Source organism: Pseudomonas sp. TH15 (assembly GCF_016651105.1).
Taxonomy (GTDB): Bacteria; Pseudomonadota; Gammaproteobacteria; order Pseudomonadales; family Pseudomonadaceae; genus Aquipseudomonas.
Genome location: NZ_JAEKEL010000001.1, coordinates 2,671,719 through 2,691,697, shown reverse-complemented (window position 1 = coordinate 2,691,697; position 19,979 = coordinate 2,671,719). Strand labels below are relative to the sequence as shown.

Below are 19,979 nucleotides of genomic sequence, written 5' to 3'. Positions count from 1 at the left end.
ATCATGAAAGCGCCCCGCGTGACCCTTGATCAATGGCGAACGTTGCAGGCCGTGGTCGACCACGGTGGTTTCGCCCAGGCCGCCGAAGCGCTGCACCGCTCGCAATCCTCGGTGAGCTACACCGTGGCACGCATGCAGGACCAGCTCGGTGTGCCGCTGTTGCGTATCGACGGCCGTAAAGCAGTGCTCACCGAAGCCGGCGGCGTGTTGCTGCGCCGTTCGCGGCAATTGGTGAAACAGGCCAGCCAACTGGAAGACCTGGCCCACCACATGGAGCAAGGCTGGGAAGCGGAAGTGCGGCTGGTGGTCGATGCCGCTTACCCGAGCGCCCGCCTCGTCCGCGCCTTGACCGCGTTCATGCCGCAAAGCCGTGGCTGCCGGGTGCGCTTGCGTGAAGAAGTATTGTCGGGTGTGGAAGAAGTCCTGCTCGAAGGCGTGGCCGACCTGGCCATCACCGGTCTCAGCATTCCCGGTTACCTGGGCGCCGAATTGAGTGACGTGGAATTTGTCGCCGTCGCTCACCCCGAACACCCGCTGCATCGCCTAAACCGCGAAATCAACTTCCAGGACCTGGAAACCCAGATGCAAGTGGTCATCCGCGACTCCGGCCGCCAGCAGCCACGGGACGTTGGCTGGCTCGGTGCCGAACAGCGCTGGACCGTCGGCAGCCTGGCCACGGCCGCCACGTTTGTGGGCAGCGGGTTGGGTTTTGCCTGGTTGCCCCGGCACATGATCGAACGGGAATTGAAGGAAGGTACGCTCAAGCTGCTACCGTTGGACCAGGGCGGCAGCCGCAACCCGAGCTTTTATCTGTACTCGAACAAGGACAAACCCTTGGGCCCGGCGACGCAGATCCTCATCGAACTGCTGCGCACCTTCGATACCGCGCCGCTGGATGCGCCCTTCGCCGCCCCTGAACAAGCCTGACACGGAGTTTTTGCATGGCCTATTTCGAACATGAAGGTTGTAACCTGCACTATGAGGAATATGGCCATGGCACTCCGCTGCTGTTGGTCCACGGGCTGGGTTCCAGCACTCTGGACTGGGAAATGCAGATCCCGGCGTTATCCGCCCACTACCGGGTGATCGTCCCGGATGTGCGCGGCCACGGTCGCTCGGACAAACCTCGCGAGCGCTATAGCATCGCCGGCTTCAGCGCCGACCTGATCGCACTGATGCAACACCTGAACCTCGGGCCGACCCATTACGTGGGCCTGTCCATGGGCGGCATGATCGGTTTTCAACTGGCCACGGATCAGCCGCAACTGCTCAAGAGCCTGTGCATCGTCAACAGCGCACCCGAAGTCAAACTGCGCAGCCGCGACGATTACTGGCAGTGGTTCAAACGCTGGAGCCTGATGCGCGCGCTTAGCCTCGGCACCATCGGCAAGGCCTTGGGTGGCAAGCTGTTCCCCAAACCGGAACAGGCCGATTTGCGACAAAAAATGGCCGAGCGCTGGGCAAAAAACGACAAACATGCTTATCTCGCCAGCTTCGATGCCATCGTTGGCTGGGGGGTTCAGGAACGACTTTCCAATGTGACCTGTCCAACCCTGATCGTCAGCGCCGACCGTGACTACACGCCGGCAGCGCTGAAAGAAACCTATGTAAAACTGCTGCCCGATGCGCGGCTGGTGGTGATCGCCGATTCGCGCCACGCCACCCCGCTGGATCAACCCGAACGTTTTAACCAAACCCTGCTCGAGTTTCTCACCGCAGTCGACACCACTACTCAGGATCACTGACCCATGTTGAAAAAAATCGCCCTCGTCGCCGGCTCCGTACTGTTTGCCGCCAACCTGATGGCTGCAACGCCTGCCAAGGCGCCACACGTTGAGTTGGTCACCACCAACGGCACCATCGAAATCGAACTGGACCCGGTCAAGGCGCCGATCAGTACCAAGAACTTTCTGGATTACGTCAACAGCGGCTTCTACAACAACACGATTTTCCACCGCGTGATCCCGGGCTTCATGGTTCAGGGCGGCGGTTTTACTCAACAGATGACGCAAAAAGACACCAAGGCGCCGATCAAGAACGAGTCCAAGAACGGTTTGCATAACGTCCGTGGCACGCTGTCCATGGCCCGCACTTCCGATCCGGATTCGGCCACCAGCCAATTCTTCGTCAACGTCAAAGACAACGACTTCCTCGACAGCGGCGACGGCTATGCCGTATTCGGCAAAGTGGTCAAAGGCATGGATGTGGTGGACGTCATCGTCAACTCGCCAACCACCACCAAAAGCGGCATGAAAGATGTGCCGGCCGATCCAGTGTTCATCAAGTCGGCCAAAGTCATCAACTAAGCTTCATTGGATGTTTTGAGCGGCTGTCGCTTTGCGGCACCGCTCACACTGTTCAAAGGAGAGCCCCAGCGCGGGCGGAGAACCAATGCTTTATCGCCGTTTTGAAAGACTGATCGACATCTTCCGCGATGCACCGACGGCGGCTCCGCCGGATCGGGTTCTCCCCTTCTACACCTATTACTTGAAGCAGGTCTGGCCGAGTTTCGCCGCCCTGCTGGTCGTCGGCCTGTTCGCCTCGTTGATCGAAGTGGCGCTGTTCAACTACCTGAGCCGCATCATCGACCTGGCCCAAGGCACGCCGAACCCCAACTTCTTCCAGGACCACGCGCTCGAACTGACCTGGATGGTGGTGGTCACCCTGATCCTGCGCCCGATTTTCTTCGGCCTGCACGACCTGCTGGTGCATCAAACCCTGACGCCGGGCATGACCAGCCTGATTCTCTGGCAGAACCACCGCTACGTGCTCAAACAGAGCCTGAATTTCTTCCAGAACGACTTCGCCGGGCGCATCGCCCAGCGCATCATGCAAACCGGCAACGCCCTGCGCGACTCCGCCGTGCAAGCCGTGGACGCCTTGTGGCATGTGCTGATCTACGCCATCAGCGCGCTGGTGCTGTTTGCCGAAGCCGACTGGCGCCTGATGATCCCGCTGATCACTTGGATCGCAGGCTTCATTGGTGCACTTTATTACTTCGTGCCACGGGTCAAGGATCGCTCGGTGCAGTCTTCCGATGCGCGCTCAAAACTCATGGGGCGGATCGTCGACGGCTACACCAACATCACCACCCTGAAGCTGTTCGCCCACACCAATTTTGAACAGCAGTACGCCAAGGAGGCCATCAAGGAGCAAACCGAAAAAGCCCAGTTGGCCGGCCGTGTGGTCACCAGCATGGACGTGGCCATCACCAGCATGAACGGCCTGCTGATCGTCGCCACCACCGGCCTGGCCCTGTGGTTGTGGTCTCAGTCACTGATCTCGGTCGGCGCGATTGCCCTGGCCACAGGCCTGGTGATCCGCATCGTCAACATGTCCGGCTGGATCATGTGGGTAGTCACCGGCATCTTCGAAAACATCGGCATGGTCCAGGACGGTTTGCGGACCATCGCCCAACCGGTCAGCGTCACCGACCGCGAGCAGGCCAAACCGCTGGCCGTGGCGAGTGGCGAAGTGCGTTTCGAGCAGGTGGATTTCCACTACGGCAAGAAGAGCGGGATCATCGGCGGCCTTAACCTGACGATCAAACCCGGTGAGAAAATCGGCTTGATCGGGCCGTCCGGTGCCGGTAAATCGACCCTGGTGAACCTGTTGCTACGCCTCTATGACGTCCAGGGCGGGCGAATCCTCATCGATGGCCAGAACATCGCCGAGGTCGGCCAGGAAAGCCTGCGCGAACGCATCGGCATGATCACCCAGGACACCTCGCTGCTGCACCGCTCGATTCGCGACAACCTGCTTTACGGCAGGCCCGACGCCACCGACGCCGAACTCTGGGAAGCGGCGCACAAGGCCCGGGCTGACGAGTTCATCCCGTTGCTCTCGGACGCCGAAGGCCGCACCGGCTTCGATGCGCATGTCGGTGAGCGTGGGGTGAAACTTTCCGGCGGCCAGCGTCAGCGGATCGCTATCGCCCGGGTGTTGCTCAAGGACGCGCCGATCCTGATCATGGACGAGGCCACCTCGGCGCTGGACTCGGAAGTCGAAGCAGCGATCCAGGAAAGCCTGGAAACCCTGATGCAGGGCAAAACCGTGATCGCGATTGCGCACCGGCTCTCGACCATCGCCCGCATGGATCGGCTGGTGGTGCTGGAGAACGGCAAGATTGCCGAGAGCGGCACCCACGCCGAACTGCTGGCGCATCGCGGGTTGTATGCGCGTTTGTGGGCGCACCAGACCGGAGGGTTTGTCGGGATCGACTGATCCAAAACCAGAAGATCAAAAGATCGCAGCCTCGTTTCACGCGGCAGCTCCTACATTGGAATGCGTTCTCCTGTAGCTGCCGAAGGCTGCGATCTTTGCTTTTGTAGCCGCTGGAAATCCGTTAAAACCCTGCTGTACTCAGCCAAGGCTTCGGAACGGAGCCTGTCGTAAGTCTGCAAGGACGCACAACCCGATGCAGTCTCGATAGCAGCGCTATCAAGGACTCTTCTCATGTCTCTGTTCAAACGTTCAGTCACGGAGTTGCTGGGTACGTTCTGGTTGGTATTGGGTGGGTGTGGCAGTGCGGTGATCGCCGCGTCGTCGCCACTGGGAATCGGCGTGCTGGGGGTGGCCCTGGCCTTTGGTTTGACGGTGTTGACCATGGCGTTCGCCATTGGTCACATCAGCGGATGTCATCTCAACCCGGCCGTGTCGGTCGGTCTGTTTGTCGGAGGTCGGTTTCCGGCCAGAGAACTGCCCGCCTACATCATCGCCCAAGTGCTGGGCGCGATTCTGGCCGCAGCGCTGCTTTACTACATCGCTAGCGGCAGGGAGGGTTTTGACATCGCCGCCGGCCTCGCCTCCAACGGTTATGGCGAGCACTCGCCGGGCAAGTATTCGATGGCGGCCGGGTTTGTCACGGAACTGGTGATGACCGGGATGTTCGTGATCATCATCCTTGGCGCCACCGACAAACGAGCGCCTGCGGGGCTGGCACCGATTGCCATCGGCCTGGGCCTGACCCTGATCCACCTGATCTCCATTCCCGTCACCAACACCTCGGTCAACCCGGCGCGCAGCACCGGGCCGGCGCTGATGGTCGGCGGCTGGGCGATCGCGCAGTTGTGGATGTTCTGGGTCGCGCCGCTGCTGGGCGCGGTGGTGGGCGGCGGGATCTACCGCTGGTTGGGCAAAGAAGAGTAACCAAGGCAAACACTTAACCCTGTAGGAGTCGAGCTTGCTCGCGAAAGCGTCGCGTCAGTCGATACTTGCGCGACTGACCCACCGCTTTCGCGAGCAAGCTCGGCTCCTGCAAGGAATCTAGGCTTGCCGATAAGGCAAGGCGGTCCTCGCTTCCTCGGCATACGCCAGGACCCCGACACGTTCTTGCTGCAAAAAGTCTTTGACGGCTGCTTTCAAACCGGGATGACGCAGGTAATGCCAGGAATGGGTGATCACCGGTTCGAACCCACGAATCAACTTGTGCTCACCCTGCGCCCCGGCGTCAAAACGCTGGAAACCATTGGCAATGGCGTAATCCATGCCCTGATAGAAACAGGTTTCGAAATGCAAACGGTCGTACTCCGCCAGGCAACCCCAGTAACGGCCGTAGAAACTGTCGCCACCCACCAGGCTGAACGCCATGGCCACCGGCCGTGAGCCTTGTTTGGCCAGCACCACGCGAATCGACTCCGGCATGCGCTCGGCCAACAGGCTGAAGAACTCCCGCGTCAGGTACGGCGTTTGTCGACGCACCGCGTAGGTATTGGCATAGCAGGCGTAGACGAAATCCCACTGCGCCTGGGTCAGTTGCGCACCCTCAAGCCATTCGAACTCAATGCCCTGCCCGGCCACTTGCTCGCGTTCCTTGCGCATCTGTTTGCGCTTGCGCGAACTGAGCGCGTCGAGAAAATCCTGGAAGTCCCGATAACCGCGGTTCTGCCAGTGATACTGACAGCCGATGCGCTGCAACCAGCCGGGTTGTTCGGCCAATGCTGCGTCAGTAAATGGATCGGTGAAGTTGATGTGCGCGCTGGAGAGTTCTTCGATTTCCAGATACCCCGGCAGGCTTTTCAGCAACTCAAAGCCATCCTCGACATTGGCCGCCAGCAAACGCGGCCCGCTGACCGGGCTGAACGGCACGGCGGTCAACAGCTTGGGGTAATACTCGATACCGGCACGCGCACAGGCATCGGCCCAGGCGTGGTCGAACACGTACTCGCCATAGGAATGCCATTTGCGATAACTGGGCAATGCAGCGATCAGGCGGTCGCCTTCGATGTGCAGTAAATGCTCAGGCTGCCAGCCTGAATGCGGGCCGACGCTGCCACTGTCTTCCAGGGCGCAGAGGAAAGCGTGACGCAGAAACGGCTGATTTTCAGGTACCAGCGCGTCCCACGTTTGCGGCGCGATTTCGGACAGACTTTCCAGACGTTGCAGCGGCATCAACTGGCTCTCCACATCTGGGTTTCGGCGCCCGGCGAGTATCGCCGATTGCGCTGCTTCGCACACCCGCAATCGGCCGACAGCGCTCTAGATCAATCGTTCAAGGCCAGATCGCAACGTCATCAACCTGCCATCACTGTGCCACTGCTCTGTCATAAACCATCGCGATACTGGCGCCTGTTTTTAGAGCGCCGGGTTCTACCCGGACACTGTTTTCCGACGTCCAAATCGTCGGTTGTGCCCAGGATGGTTCAGCCATCCTCTCTCATCTTCGGAGATTGCTATGCGTCTTGCTTCCACGAAAACTGCGGCGGCCCTGTGCGGTGGCCTGTTGCTGGCCATGAGTGTTCCGGCCAGTGCCGCAGTCGACGCCAAACTGCTCGACATGCTCAAGGCCAACGGTTCGATTTCCCAAGCGCAGTACGTAGAACTGCAAACTGAACTGGCCAAGGATCAGAAGGCTCAGCAAATCGCGCAGCAGGCGCAGCAAGAGACCAATGAACAAGTCGCGGCTGTCGCGAAGAAGACCAACGAACAAAGCGCTTTCGACCAGAAACTGGCGTGGGCCGCCAAGACTCAGTTCAAGGGCGATGTGCGTATTCGTCAGGAGACCGTCAAGATCGACGGCGAGTCCAACAATGGCGGCCGCGACAAGGATCGCCAACGCATCCGTGCCCGTCTGGGTGCCTACAGCGAGATCAACCCGCAAGTCGACACCGGCATCCGTATCGCCACCGGCGGCGGCGATGACGCTCGCTCGACCAACCAGGACATGGACAACTACTTCGACAAGAAGCAGATCTGGCTCGACCTCGGTTACATCGACTACCACCCGGACGCGATCAAGAACCTGCACGTGATCGGCGGCAAGATGATGCAACCGTGGGTGAGCATGGGCGACGTGATCTGGGATAGCGACATCAACCCGGAAGGTCTGGCCGTCACCTACAAATACCCATTGGGCAGCAGCGCCGAACTGTTCGGCAGCCTGGGCAACTACACCCTCAAGGACAACGTCGACGGCGAAGGCGTGCAATTCCGTCACGACTTGCGTCTGACCGCTGGCCAGTTGGGTAGCCGCCTGGCGCTCACCGACAACCTGAAACTGACCCTCGGCGGCAGCGTCTACGCCTACCAGAACGACGAAGACAGCCGCTGCACCGGCACTTCCACCCCGTGCGCGCTGGCAGTCAACGGCAACTCCGCCAACAACCAATTCCGTCTGTATGAGGGTTTCAGCCAGATCGACATCGGCGGCCTGCCAATGCCACTGTCGTTCTACGGGCAGTACGTGAAGAACAACGATGCCGTCACCGATCAGGACACGGCGTGGTTGCTCGGTGCCAAGTCGAAAGTTTTCGGCTTCAACCTCGATTACAACTATCGTGACGTGCAGCGCAACGCTGTGGTCGGCGCCTTCACCGACTCCGACTTCGCCAACGGCACCACCGGTTCGCGTGGTCACAAGTTCAAGGTCGGTTACGACATCGACAAGAACTTCGCCCTCGGCGCCACGTACTTCCTGACCAAGGCCGACTTCGCCAGCCGAACCCAGCGTGACGCAGACACCAACACCCTGCAGCTGGACGCGGAAGCCAAGTTCTAAAAAAGCAGTTGCTCTTCTTTAGTCTGGTTCGGGCGGGACGATCCCCATCATCCGTTCGTTTCACCCGCGCCGGGCTATTTTTGCAGGATGCAAAAAACCCCTGTAAGAGCTGCCGAAGGCTGCGATCTTTTGATCTGAACAAACAAGATCAAAAGATCGCAGCCTTCGCAGTTCCTACAGGGGCTTGTCTTTACGGCGCTGTTCGGCCAGTCGTTCTGCCAGCGCATCGACATCTTCTACAGGCTCTTGCGGCATGGCCTTCAAGGTGGCTTGCATCAAGCGCATCTGACGAATGAAGCGCCTGCAGTTGGGGCAAAACATCAGGTGATGACGCACCATCAGCTTCTCGCGGAAGTTCAACTGGCCATCGAGATAATCGCTGGAGCGCGCTACTTGTTCCTTACAGGTCAACATTCCCCGGTCTCCTCAAAATGCTCCACGGTCGCGAAGACTTTCAGCCGCGCACGATGCAGCAGCACTCGGACATTGGAGAGCGAGATCTCCAGAAGATTACAGATCTCTTCCAGTTCAAGGCCCTGACGTTCGCGCAGCAACAAAACACTGCTTTGCAGTTCCGACAGGCTCAGCAGCGTGCGCTCCAGGCACTCGCGCAACTCGCTTTCGGTCAACAGCGCTTCCGGGGTGTCCTGATGCCAGGCGAAAGGCGCCACCAGCCAATGGCCATCACCAGGAGAAAAACGGTCATCATCAATAGTGCCGTGAGGCGACGGCAGGTCATCCATCAGCACTTCGCGGCGATTGAGCTTGTAACGACTCTTGGCCGAGTTGGCGGTGATGGTCAGTAACCAGGTCTTGAGACTGGAACGGCCCTCGAAGCTGCCAATATGGCGTACCACCGACAGCCAGGCGTCTTGCACCACTTCCTCGACATGACGCTGGCCGACGATCGCATACGCGACGGCGCGCATCGCGCTTTGATAGGTCGTGACCAGTTCCTTGAAAGCCTGCTGCTCGCCTGCCAGCAAACGCACGAGCAGTTGGGTGTCGTCAGCCGCCATCGATCAATCTCCTTGTTGCGACGTCGAAAATGATAACGGCAGGACTCGCTAAAAGCGTCTCCTGCCGCAATTTCCGAAAGCTACAGCGTTCCGACGGTTTCGGATGTAGGAAAAATCAGCGCGATAGAGGAAATTAAACCGCTTTTCAGCGCTTGCGCAGAATCACACTACCAATCGAATACCCGGCACCAAACGAGCTAAGCACCGCCAGTGAACCGCTGGCCAGATCATCCTGGTTCTTGTGAAACGCAATCACGGAACCGGCGGAGCTGGTGTTGGCGTAGGTGTCGAGGATCACCGGTGCTTCTTCTTCGCTGGCTTCGCGGCCCAGCAGTTTCTTGACGATCAAGTGGTTCATGCTGAGGTTGGCCTGGTGCAGCCAGAAGCGCTTCACGTCACCGACATTCAGCTTGTTCTCGTCCAGGTGCGTGGCGATCAGCTCGGCAACCATCGGGCACACATCGCGGAATACCTTGCGGCCTTCCTGCACGAACAGTTTGTCCCGGGCGCCAACGCCCTCTTCCGCCGCGCGGTTGAGGAAGCCAAAGTTGTTGCGGATGTTGTTGGAGAACTTGGTCAGCAGTTTGGTGCTGACAATGTCGAACTGGTACGGGGAGGTCGCCAGGTCGGCACGTTCGATGATCACCGCGGTGGCGGCGTCGCCGAAGATGAAGTGGCTGTCACGGTCGCGGAAGTTCAGGTGGCCGGTGCAGACTTCCGGGTTGACCATCAGAATCGCCCGGGCCTGGCCCAGTTGCACGCTGTTGGTAGCGGCCTGGATGCCGAAGGTCGCCGAGGAGCACGCGACGTTCATGTCGAAACCGAAACCTTGAATGCCCAGGGCTTCCTGGACTTCGATGGCGATGGCCGGGTAGGCGCGTTGCAGGTTGGAACAGGCGACGATCACGCCGTCGATGTCCGCGGCGGTCTTGCCGGCGCGTTGCAAGGCTTGCTCGGCAGCGCCGATGGCCATCTGGCAGAGCACCGACCATTCGTCGTTGGAACGCTCGGGCAGGCGTGGTGCCATGCGTTGCGGGTCCAGGATGCCGTCCTTGTCCATGACAAAGCGGCTTTTGATGCCGGACGCTTTTTCGATAAACGCTGCACTGGACTCGGTCAACGCTTCGATCTCGCCGCGCGCGATGGCATCGGCGTTGTCGGCGTTGAATTGCGCGACGTAAGCGTTGAAAGACTGCACCAGCTCTTCGTTGGAGATGCTGTTGGCCGGGGTGTACAGGCCGGTGCCGCTGATGACGACATTATGCATGGTCGTTTCTCTAATCTGTTCAGGCAGAAAGCGTTGGCACCGACGTACCAACACACAAAGGGTCTTTTCCCGTCCAGGGAAGCAAACCTGGCAACGCTTTATTCCGATCCGCGTGTGCCTGTGAAGGCTCAAAACTGCGGGGCCGGCGTTTATAGGCGCGAAGTTTGCCATAAACGCTGGGGTTTAGCCCCTTTTGCAAGCGCAACGGCATAGCTGTCAGGGCTTATGTGGCGAGGGGGTTTACCCCCGTCCGGCTGCGAAGCAGTCGTAAAACCGGCGCACTCGGTGCAACTGATGCACCGCGGTTGCAGGTTTTGGGGCGGCTTCGCCACCCAACGGGGGTAAACCCCTCGCCACAAAAGCCGGCTCCCGCAGGAGTTTATGGCTCTACTTGCGTCCACTGTTTGTTCAGACGCTTATCCGAAATCGGCACCTTGGTTCCCAATTGCTGGGCGAACAGGGAAACCCTGTATTCCTCCAGCCACCAACGATACAACTCCAGCTGCGGATCGCGCTTGCCTTCCTGGGCGTGTTTGTTGGCGCGAGTCTGATACTGCGTCCACAGGCCTGACAATTCGCCGCTCCAGACCCGATCCCGCTGCACTTGCGCGCCGATTTTCTCGAAGCGCTGCTCGACCGCTTTCAAATAACGCGGCAGTTCCTTGAGCCACTGCATCGGGGTTTCCCGGACAAAACCTGGATACACCAGATGACTGAGCTGCTGCTTGATGTCATTCAGGGCTACGGCCTGCGCCAGATCGATCTTGCCCTTGAAGCGTTTTTGCAGCCCGTGCCAGAGCTTGAGAATCTCCAGCGTCAGCTTCGCCAGACGTTCGGCGTGCTCAGTCCAGCCACCGCGCTTGCGCTCGGCCAACGACGCCAAACCGGCGCCATCGCGGGGCAACGGATCTTCGCCGTCGAGAATGCAGCTGTCGAGGCTGGCCAACAGGATGTCCTCCACCAAGGCATCGATGCGCCCCAGCTCCCGGTACATCAGCCCCAGCTCAGTCAACCCCGGCAACTTGCCGCGCAGGAACTTCGCCGGCTCGGCCAGTTGCTGCATCAGCAAGCGCTGCAACGCGCGGCGATGCTGGAACTCGGCTTCGGCCGGGGTCGAGAAACGCCCTTCCTTGACCGTGCCCGCCTCCTCCACCAGCGCCGGATACACCGTCATCGACAGCCCGGCGATCTTCTGCTGGGTTTTCTCGGCGACGGCCGCAAAGACTTTCGGCTCCACCGGTTGCTGGTTTTTCGCGGTTTGCGGAACGGCCAATGCAGCCTGGCTCGCTTCAGCGAAGCGTGCGGTCAACTCGGCCAGATCACGCCCCTCGCCAAGGAACTTGCCTTGGCCATCGACGATTTCCAGGTTCATCCGCAGGTGGCTGTCGACCTGTTGAGAAGCTTCCGCCCAGGCTTCATCGCTGACCCGCGCCCCCGTCATGCGCAGCAGTTCGCGGCCCAGCGCCTGAGGCAGCGAGCCCTCGGCGAAGGTCATGCGCTGCAACGCGGCTTTGACGAAGTCCGGCACTGGCACAAAGTTCTTGCGCAGGGCTTTGGGCAGGTTGCGGACCAACGCGATGCACTTGGCCTCGATCACGCCCGGCACCAGCCATTCCAGGCGTTCCGGCGGCAGCATCGGCAACAGCGGCGCCGGAACGCGCAGGGTCACGCCGTCGCGCGGGTGATTCGGTTCGAAGTGGTAGCTCAGCGCCAACTCCAGATCACCGATGTGCAAGGTGTCCGGATAATGCAAGGCGGTGACTTCACTGGCCTCGCGGGCCAGCACGTCTTCTTCGCGCATGATAAGCAGTTGCGGGTCTTTTTGGCTGTTGACCTTGTACCAACTGTCGAAGGTCGCGGTCTGGTGAATCTCCGCCGGCAGTCGCGCGTCGTAGAAGGCGAACAGGGTTTCTTCATCGGCCAGGATATCGCGACGACGGGCCTTGGCCTCCAGTTCGTCGAGCTGTTCCAGCAGTTGCGCGTTGGCCGTCAGGCACTTGGCCTTGGACTGAATCTCACCGCGCACCAAGCCTTCACGAATGAAAAACTCGCGAGACACGACGGGATCAATCGGCCCGTAATGCACCGGCCGGCGCCCGACGATGATCAGCCCGAACAAGGTGATCTGCTCAAACGCCACGACCTGGCCGCGCTTCTTCTCCCAATGCGGTTCGAAGTGGTTTTTCTTGATCAGGTGCCCGGCCAGCGGCTCGATCCAGTCGGCGTCGATCTTGGCAACCATCCGCGCATAAAGCTTGGTGGTTTCCACCAGCTCGGCAGTCATCAGCCATTGCGGGCGCTTCTTGCCCAGCCCGGACGATGGGTGAATCCAGAAGCGCCGCTGACGGGCGCCGAGGTAATCACCGTCTTCGGTTTTCTGGCCGATCTGGCTGAGCAACCCGGACAGCACGGCTTTGTGCAGTTTCGGGTAATCGGCCGGCTCTTTGTTGATGGTCAACTGCATGTCGCGGCAGATCAGGCTCAACTGACGGTGCGAGTCGCGCCATTCGCGCAGACGCAGGTAATTCAAGAAATTCTTGCGGCACCAGTTGCGCAGCGGACTCGCCGTCAGCGCCTGGCGCTGCTCTTCAAAACCACGCCACAAATTGACCAGCCCGGCAAAGTCCGAGTCCACGTCTTTCCATTGCGCGTGCGCCTGGTCAGCGGCTTGCTGACGCTCCGGCGGACGCTCGCGCGGGTCCTGAATCGACATCGCACTGGCGACGATCAGCACTTCCTGCAAGCTGCCGAGTCTGGCCGCTTCCAGCAGCATGCGGCCCATGCGCGGGTCCACCGGCAAGCGCGCCAGATTGCGCCCCAGCGGGGTCAACTGACTGTTGCGATCCACCGCCGAGAGTTCTTGCAGCAGGTTGAAACCGTCGCTGATCGCCTTGCCATCCGGCGGCTCGATAAACGGGAAGTCGGTGATCTCGCCGAGGCGCAGATGCAACATCTGCAAAATGACCGCCGCGAGGTTGGTCCGCAGGATCTCCGGATCGGTAAATTCCGGGCGGCCAATGAAATCTTCTTCGCTGAAAAGGCGAATGCAAATGCCCGGCTCGACTCGCCCGCAACGACCTTTACGCTGGTTGGCACTGGCTTGGGAAATCGCTTCGATGGGCAGGCGCTGGACCTTGGCGCGGTAGCTGTAACGGCTGATGCGCGCGGTGCCGCTGTCGATCACGTAACGAATGCCCGGCACGGTCAGCGAGGTTTCCGCAACGTTGGTCGCCAGGACCACCCGGCGCCCTGGGTGCGACTGGAAAATCCGCTGCTGCTCGGCCGGCGACAAACGTGCGTAGAGCGGCAGGATTTCGGTGTGCTTGAGCTGAGCCTTGCGCAGCATGTCCGCCGCGTCGCGAATCTCGCGCTCGCCGGGCAGGAACACCAGCACGTCGCCTGGGCTCTTGCCTTCGCTGCGTTCAAACGCTGCAATTTCGTCGAGGGTGGCGAGGATCGCCTGGTCCACCGTCAAGTCGTCCTCGACGCGGTTGCCCTCCTCGTCCTGCTCAAGGGTCAGCGGGCGATACCAGGTTTCCACCGGGAAGGTCCGGCCCGAGACTTCAACGATTGGCGCGTCATCGAAATGCTTGGAGAAGCGCTCCAGGTCGATGGTCGCCGAGGTGATGATGACTTTCAGGTCCGGGCGGCGCGGCAGCAGGGTTTTCAGATAGCCGAGCAGGAAGTCGATGTTCAGGCTGCGTTCGTGGGCTTCGTCGACGATGATCGTGTCGTAGCGTTCGAGGTAGCGGTCGTTCTGGGTTTCCGCCAGCAGGATGCCGTCGGTCATCAGTTTGATCAGGGTGTTGGAATCGCTCTGGTCCTCGAACCGCACCTGATAACCGACCAGCGCGCCCAACGGCGTCGACAACTCTTCAGCCACCCGACTCGCCACACTTCGCGCAGCAATTCGACGTGGTTGGGTGTGGCCGATCAGGCCATGTTGGCCGCGACCGATTTCCAGGCAAATTTTCGGCAACTGGGTGGTTTTACCCGAACCGGTTTCGCCGGCAATGATCAGCACCTGATGCTTGAGCAGCGCTGCCTTGATTTCGTCGCGTTTGGCGGCGATCGGCAGGCTGTCGTCGTAACGAATCACCGGCAGGCTGGCGCGCCGCGCCAACACCTGATCACAGGACGCCTGCATGCGCGTCACCCACTGGGCCAACTTGGCTTCGTCAGGTTTCTTGCGCAGCTCAAGCAACTGCCGCCGCAGCCGGTGGCGGTCGGCGAGCATGGCGTGATCGAGGTTTTTCAGCAGTTTGTCGATGGAAGGCGATTCGTCAGTCATCAGGTACGCAATAAGTCGTCTAGTGGCGCAAGGGGGGCGATTGTCGCAGATTTGGCGAATTTGTGGCGTGTCAGGGGATTGCCTGCCCTCACCCTAGCCCTCTCCCAGGGGTAGAGGGGACCGACCGGGGTTGCTTCAGAGCTACTTCGACCTGAACGAACTCTACCGAATCCATAATCGCCAAGATCTTTCAGGTCGATGTTTGACGCCGGACACTTCGGTCGGCCCCCTCTACCTCCGGGAGAGGGCTGGGGTGAGGGGCTTTTAAAAGAGTTATTCGTTATCGAAGCCTTTGCGCCGATACGGGAAAACGTCGATCACTTTGCCTGCCCGAATCGCCTCTTGCAGGCTCTTCCAGTAATCGGCGTTGTACAACTCGCCATGCAACTGATCAAACAACCGCCGCTGCCCCGAATCGGCAAACAAAAACGGCGGAAACTCCTCGGGAAACACATCCAGCGGCCCGATCGAATACCACGGTTCGGAGGCCATTTCATCTTCCGGTGTGCGCGGTTGCGGGATGTGGCGGAAGTTGGCTTCAGTCAGGAAGCAAATTTCGTCGTAGTCATAAAACACCACGCGTCCGTGCCGGGTGACGCCGAAGTTCTTCAGCAGCATGTCGCCAGGGAAGATGTTCGCCGCCGCCAGTTGCTTGATCGCCAGGCCGTAATCTTCCAGCGCTTCGCGGACCTGCGCCTCGTTGGCGTTTTCCAGGTAGAGGTTCAGCGGCGTCATCCGCCGTTCGGTCCAGCAGTGGCGAATCAGCACGGTATCGTCTTCGACCGACACCGTGGACGGCGCCACATCGAGCAGTTCTTCAAGGCACGCCGGCTCGAACTTGCTCAGCGGAAAACGGAAGTCGGCGAATTCCTGGGTATCGGCCATGCGCCCGACACGGTCGACGCTTTTCACCAGCCGGTACTTCTCGATCACCGTGGCCCGGTCGACGTTTTTCGACGGTGAGAAACGGTCTTTGATGATTTTGAATACGGTATTGAAACCCGGCAGGGTGAACACGCTCATGACCATGCCGCGCACACCGGGGGCCATGATGAACTGGTCGTCGGTGTTGGCCAGGTGATTGATCAGCGCCCGGTAGAACTCGGACTTGCCGTGCTTGTAGAAGCCGATCGAGGTGTACAGCTCGGCGATGTGCTTGCCCGGCAGGATGCGTTTGAGGAAACCGATGAACTCCGCCGGCACCGGCACATCGACCATAAAGTACGAGCGGGTGAACGAGAAGATGATCGACACGTCCGCTTCATCGGTGATCAGCGCATCGATCTGAATGCCGCGACCTTCGCGGTGCAGCAATGGAATCACCAGCGGCCATTGTTCGTCCTGGGTGTAGATGCGCCCCACCAGGTACGCGCCCTTGTTGCGGTAAAGCACCGAGGAGAACAGTTCGACGGACAGTTCCGGGTCTTTGCAGACCCAGTCCGGCAGGTTCTCGCGCAGTTGCGCTTCGAGCCGGCGCAGGTCGCCGGCCAGGTCGGCGTAATCCTCGCTGAAACGGTAGTCGGCAAAGATGCTCGCCAACATTTCCGACAAGTGCCCCTGAGGCTTGTAGGTGCGGGTTTGCGCAGCCCTGGCCCGGCGCAGGCTCGGCCGGGTGGTGTGGATGAACATGCAGCCGTCGCTAATGAGGTCGTGGCTGAACAGCCCGCAGAAGATCGAGTTGTACCAGGTCTCGGACAGTTCATCGTCGAACCGCAGGTCGATCAGCGTGATGTAGGCGCTTTTGACCAGCGGCCAACTGCTGACGTCCATCAACGTGTCGGTCTCGAAGGACGCCCGCAGGCGCTCCACCGTCTCGCCGACTTTATCTTCGTACAGATTGATCCGCGCCGCCGACGCCGATTGCGTCTCCTGCCACTGGGCCTGCTCGAAGCGGGCCCGGGCGCCGTCAGTGATCTGGCGAAAATGCTCGCGGTAGTCGTCAAAGCCATCGAGGATCATTCGAGCGATATCGGCGGCTGGCCAATGCTGCGGCATGGTGAGACCTCTGCGGAATTCTGGAAGCCTGAGCTTAGCCAGTGAACCCGGTGCAGGAGAAGCGTAATTTTTGCCATTGATGTCGATAGTCGAGCGGGCCTTTGCGACAGTTTTTTAATCGACCATCAGGTCAGTAAACAGTCCAGCCGGTCACGTCGGCGCCGCTTGACCGATTCTTCTGCACGCCGCCAATCTCACTCGCCTCATCAATTAAATGCCCGATTTGCGGTTGCCATCGTCAGGGCTCTCGGCAACACTTCCGTCCCCATAAAGGAAGGAGTGCACCGTGAGCCCTGTCGATATTGTTCGTTTACTGTCGCTGGCGGCAATCTGGGGCGCGAGCTTCCTGTTCATGCGCATCATCGCCCCGGTGATTGGCACTATTCCCACGGCGTTTTTCCGGGTGTCGATTGCAGCGGCCGGTTTGCTGGTGATCCTCGGGCTGATGCGCATCAGCTGGGATTTCAAAGGCAAACTCAAGACGGTGATGCTGCTCGGGGTGATCAACTCCGGGATTCCGGCGACCCTGTATTCCGTGGCCGCGCAAGTGCTGCCGGCCGGCTACTCGGCAATCTTCAACGCCACTACGCCGTTGATGGGCGTGCTGATCGGCGGGTTGTTCTTCCATGAAAAACTGACTGCGGCCAAGCTTGGCGGAGTGTTCCTCGGGCTGTTTGGTGTTGGCGTCCTGACCCGTGCCGGCCCGGTGGCGTTCGATATGCAACTGCTGATGGGCGCCCTCGCCTGCTTGCTGGCGACGACCTGCTACGGCTTCGCCGGGTTCCTCGCCCGCCGCTGGCTCGATCAGGCCGGCGGTCTCGACAGTCGTTTGTCCGCGCTGGGCAGCATGCTGGGTGCCACGTTGTTCCTGTTGCCGTTGTTCGGCTACAGCGTGATCAGCAATCCACCGGCGAGCTGGGGCGGCTGGAATGTCTGGCTGTCGCTGCTGGGGTTGGGGCTGGTGTGTACCGCGTTTGCGTACATCGTGTACTTCCGGTTGCTGAGTTCGATCGGGCCGGTGAAGTCGATGACAGTAACCTTCATGATCCCGCCGTTCGGCGTGCTGTGGGGCGCGCTGTTGCTGGATGAGCCGTTGTCGATGGCGCACATCTATGGCGGGGTGTTGATTGCCGCGGCGTTGTGGCTGGTGTTGAAACCGGCGGTGGTCAAACCCGCAGAGGTGGTAAAACTGTAGAAGCTGCCGCTGGCTGCGATCTTTTGACTTTTAATCTTCAAGATCAAAAGATCGCAGCCTCGTTTCACTCGTCAACTCCTACAGGGATCGCGTTATTTCGTTTTACGGAATACGAATGCCAGACCGACAATGATCAGCAACATCCCCAGCACGCTCAACATTGCCAGCCGATTACCAAAAATCAGGTAATCCATCACCGCCGTCACTGCCGGCACCAGGTAAAACAGGCTGGTGACATTCACCAGATTGCCCCGCGCAATCAGCCGATACAGCAGCAACGTCGCCAGCACCGACACCACCAATCCCATCCACAACACCGGCACGACAAACCCTGCGCTGTGTTCGAAGTGGAACGGCTGGAACGGCACGAAAATCCCGCACAGCAACAGCCCGGCCAGGTACTGCACCGGCAGCGTGCCGAGCGGGTTTTCAGTGATACGTTTTTGCATGATCGAGCCGAAGGTCATGCTCGCCAGCGCCAGCAATCCAAAGAGCATCCCGGCCAACGACATCCCGGCCAGACCGATGCCTTGATAAACCACCATGATCAACCCGGCCAAACCCAGCGCCAGACCGAATATCCGACTGATTGAGCGCTGACGTTCCATGATCACCACGGTCAGGATCGGCTGCACGCCCATGATCGTCGCCATCACGCCGGGTGTGACTTTAAGGTCCAAGGCCAGCAGATAGAAAATCTGATAAGCCCCCAGCAACACCACGCCGGTGGCCATCGCGTACAACATCGGCTTGCCGCCCTTGGGCAGTTTCAGCTTGAGCAACGGTGCCAGCAGCAGCAACCCGCACAGGGCGATGGTGAAGCGGATCAGCAGGAAGGCAAAGGGTGAGGCGTGGGCCAGGCCCCATTTGGAGAAGATCGCCCCGCTGCTCCACAGCAGAACGAACAGGCTCGTGGACGCCGCCGCGAGCGCGGATTTTTTCGAAAGGACAAACATGAAATACCACCTGTCATCAGGCAAATAAAAAGCCAACTCAGCCGAAGCTGAAGTTCAGTAGTTTTTTCAGACGGACACTTTTCAGACGGGCATGGAACAGCAGGAAAAGCTGATCAGCCCGAAATGCCAACGCCTGGCGGTGATACGACTGCGCACACCGGCGTGCTACTGACAGGAGGGGGGTAATGGCTGATCTGCGCAGGCTGCTGAATCCCGCACGGCACGACACCAGCGTTGACCGCTGAATCGACTACCGCGTTGATGAGGGAAGCAGGCATGGGCTGATCTTTTATGAAGGCCGTGCTCGGGAGAGCAGGCGAGCACCGACTATAACCAGCCCGCGACACAGATTGCAATGACTTGGACAAAGGGCCAGTAACGACAGGTCGGTGGGAGGTGAATAGGCTGGGCCCAACTACGGGGGGACAGGGAATGTATGGGATCACATGCCAAGGGAAAGAACTCAGCTTAGATATCAGCTGTACAGATCAATGGCCAGAAAACAGGCGAGTAGCAGTATTGCTCTGCTTCAGCATCAACTTGAACGAGAAAAGCGTGCCGTCATCGATTTGTCGAAAGTACGCTTCGAACCCATCGACACTCTTGCAGTGAATGCCTCGTTACGCTGGGAGATCCCGCAATTCTGTTGGCGTGAAGTCATGGCATGGAAGGCTCGCGAGCCTCTGTCACTGGACTTTTCGATCTGGTTTGAAGAGGAGCTATGTGGGCTGTGTTTCGCAAATCCGAACAACAGTCGCAGGAGAATTCGAATTGTGCGTCTGGAGGGACGTTCGGGAGAGGCTCACCCACTGAAAAACCGAATTGGGACGCTGGCATTGATCGTGATTGAACAGTATGCGCGGATCATCGGCAGTGAGGTACTAGAGGTTCAGGAACCTTTGGTGGGTGCAATTTCCCATTATCAAGAACTTGGCTTCCGCTTTGATGTGGAAGGACGCCTTGTCAAAAACGTAGGGAACCGGGTATCGTGAAAACTGCTCAATTAATGATCAAAACTGGTGAAAACGTGAACAAGCCTGTTAAAAAATCTTCCATCAGACCAGGCAGACCTTTAAGCGCCAAAAAGGATGCTGATGTCGGCTTGACTGCCAGTCAACAGCGTCTTCTGCAAATACTTATAACGGGTACCGAAACCAAAGAGCCCAACGTACTCGCAGCAGGTCGTCTTTAAATATTCTGGTAAAAAACCGCTCAACTGGAGCGGTTTTTCATATTGCTACATTCAGTCTTAGCCCCAAG

At 59.4% G+C, this 19,979-nt stretch carries 17 protein-coding genes; 9 read left to right on the top strand and 8 right to left on the bottom strand.

Translation table 11 applies throughout. The annotated features are described in order from the left end of the window. Positions 1-3 precede the first annotated feature (3 nt). The 5 genes from JFT87_RS12225 (at position 4) to aqpZ (ending at position 5,148) form a co-directional block, all read left to right on the top strand. A complete protein-coding gene (locus JFT87_RS12225; RefSeq protein ID WP_201195155.1) occupies positions 4-927 on the top strand; it encodes a LysR family transcriptional regulator in 924 nt (307 codons plus the stop codon). Positions 928-941: 14 nt separating this feature from the next. After that, on the top strand, positions 942-1,745 hold the full coding sequence (locus tag JFT87_RS12220; protein WP_201201584.1) for an alpha/beta fold hydrolase: 804 nt from the start codon (positions 942-944) through the stop codon (positions 1,743-1,745). Between the two features lie 3 nt (positions 1,746-1,748). After that, on the top strand, positions 1,749-2,306 hold the full coding sequence (locus JFT87_RS12215) for a peptidylprolyl isomerase (RefSeq protein WP_201201583.1): 558 nt from the start codon (positions 1,749-1,751) through the stop codon (positions 2,304-2,306). 85 nt (positions 2,307-2,391) lie between these two features. After that, positions 2,392-4,224, top strand: coding sequence for an ABC transporter ATP-binding protein (locus JFT87_RS12210; RefSeq protein ID WP_201201581.1), 1,833 nt, complete (start codon positions 2,392-2,394; stop codon positions 4,222-4,224). A gap of 231 nt (positions 4,225-4,455) precedes the next feature. After that, complete coding sequence (gene aqpZ / locus JFT87_RS12205) at positions 4,456-5,148, top strand: aquaporin Z (protein ID WP_201201580.1); 693 nt, start codon at positions 4,456-4,458, stop codon at positions 5,146-5,148. Positions 5,149-5,265: 117 nt separating this feature from the next. Here aqpZ and JFT87_RS12200 read toward each other — a convergent pair whose 3' ends face one another. Further along, positions 5,266-6,390 (bottom strand): GNAT family N-acetyltransferase, encoded by a 1,125-nt coding sequence (locus JFT87_RS12200; protein WP_201201578.1) that lies wholly within the window; start codon positions 6,388-6,390, stop codon positions 5,266-5,268. Between the two features lie 283 nt (positions 6,391-6,673). Between JFT87_RS12200 and JFT87_RS12195 the strand changes: the two genes are divergently transcribed. Further along, on the top strand, positions 6,674-7,996 hold the full coding sequence (locus tag JFT87_RS12195; protein WP_201201576.1) for a putative porin: 1,323 nt from the start codon (positions 6,674-6,676) through the stop codon (positions 7,994-7,996). 174 nt (positions 7,997-8,170) lie between these two features. Here JFT87_RS12195 and JFT87_RS12190 read toward each other — a convergent pair whose 3' ends face one another. From JFT87_RS12190 to aceK, 5 genes are all read right to left on the bottom strand, one after another. Then, entirely contained in the window at positions 8,171-8,410 is a 240-nt protein-coding gene (locus tag JFT87_RS12190) for an anti-sigma factor family protein (protein WP_201201574.1), read from the bottom strand. Further along, on the bottom strand, positions 8,404-9,015 hold the full coding sequence (locus JFT87_RS12185; RefSeq protein ID WP_201201573.1) for an RNA polymerase sigma factor: 612 nt from the start codon (positions 9,013-9,015) through the stop codon (positions 8,404-8,406). The genes JFT87_RS12190 and JFT87_RS12185 overlap by 7 nt, the downstream gene beginning before the upstream one ends. 145 nt (positions 9,016-9,160) lie before the next feature. Beyond that, a complete protein-coding gene (locus tag JFT87_RS12180) occupies positions 9,161-10,282 on the bottom strand; it encodes a beta-ketoacyl-ACP synthase III (protein ID WP_201201572.1) in 1,122 nt (373 codons plus the stop codon). A gap of 379 nt (positions 10,283-10,661) precedes the next feature. Next, positions 10,662-14,573 carry an ATP-dependent RNA helicase HrpA gene (hrpA, locus tag JFT87_RS12175; RefSeq protein ID WP_201201571.1) on the bottom strand — a complete coding sequence of 1,304 codons (3,912 nt, stop codon included), beginning with the start codon at positions 14,571-14,573 and terminating at the stop codon, positions 10,662-10,664. Positions 14,574-14,846: 273 nt separating this feature from the next. Then, positions 14,847-16,568, bottom strand: a complete 1,722-nt coding sequence (gene aceK, locus JFT87_RS12170) for a bifunctional isocitrate dehydrogenase kinase/phosphatase (RefSeq protein WP_201201567.1) — start codon at positions 16,566-16,568, stop codon at positions 14,847-14,849. A gap of 286 nt (positions 16,569-16,854) precedes the next feature. Between aceK and JFT87_RS12165 the strand changes: the two genes are divergently transcribed. Further along, positions 16,855-17,763, top strand: coding sequence for an EamA family transporter (locus JFT87_RS12165; protein WP_201201565.1), 909 nt, complete (start codon positions 16,855-16,857; stop codon positions 17,761-17,763). Between the two features lie 92 nt (positions 17,764-17,855). Here JFT87_RS12165 and JFT87_RS12160 read toward each other — a convergent pair whose 3' ends face one another. Beyond that, a complete protein-coding gene (locus tag JFT87_RS12160) occupies positions 17,856-18,719 on the bottom strand; it encodes a DMT family transporter (protein ID WP_201201563.1) in 864 nt (287 codons plus the stop codon). Between the two features lie 113 nt (positions 18,720-18,832). Continuing rightward, the gene (locus JFT87_RS12155) at positions 18,833-18,997 is read right to left on the bottom strand and encodes a hypothetical protein (RefSeq protein WP_201201562.1); all 165 of its coding nucleotides are present in this window, start codon (positions 18,995-18,997) and stop codon (positions 18,833-18,835) included. A gap of 213 nt (positions 18,998-19,210) precedes the next feature. On the opposite strand from JFT87_RS12155, the gene JFT87_RS12150 reads away from it, so the two are divergent. Further along, positions 19,211-19,711 carry a hypothetical protein gene (locus tag JFT87_RS12150; RefSeq protein WP_242487251.1) on the top strand — a complete coding sequence of 167 codons (501 nt, stop codon included), beginning with the start codon at positions 19,211-19,213 and terminating at the stop codon, positions 19,709-19,711. Then, complete coding sequence (locus JFT87_RS12145; RefSeq protein WP_342367173.1) at positions 19,708-19,911, top strand: hypothetical protein; 204 nt, start codon at positions 19,708-19,710, stop codon at positions 19,909-19,911. Before JFT87_RS12150 ends, JFT87_RS12145 begins: the two co-directional genes overlap by 4 nt. Positions 19,912-19,979: the final 68 nt, after the last annotated feature.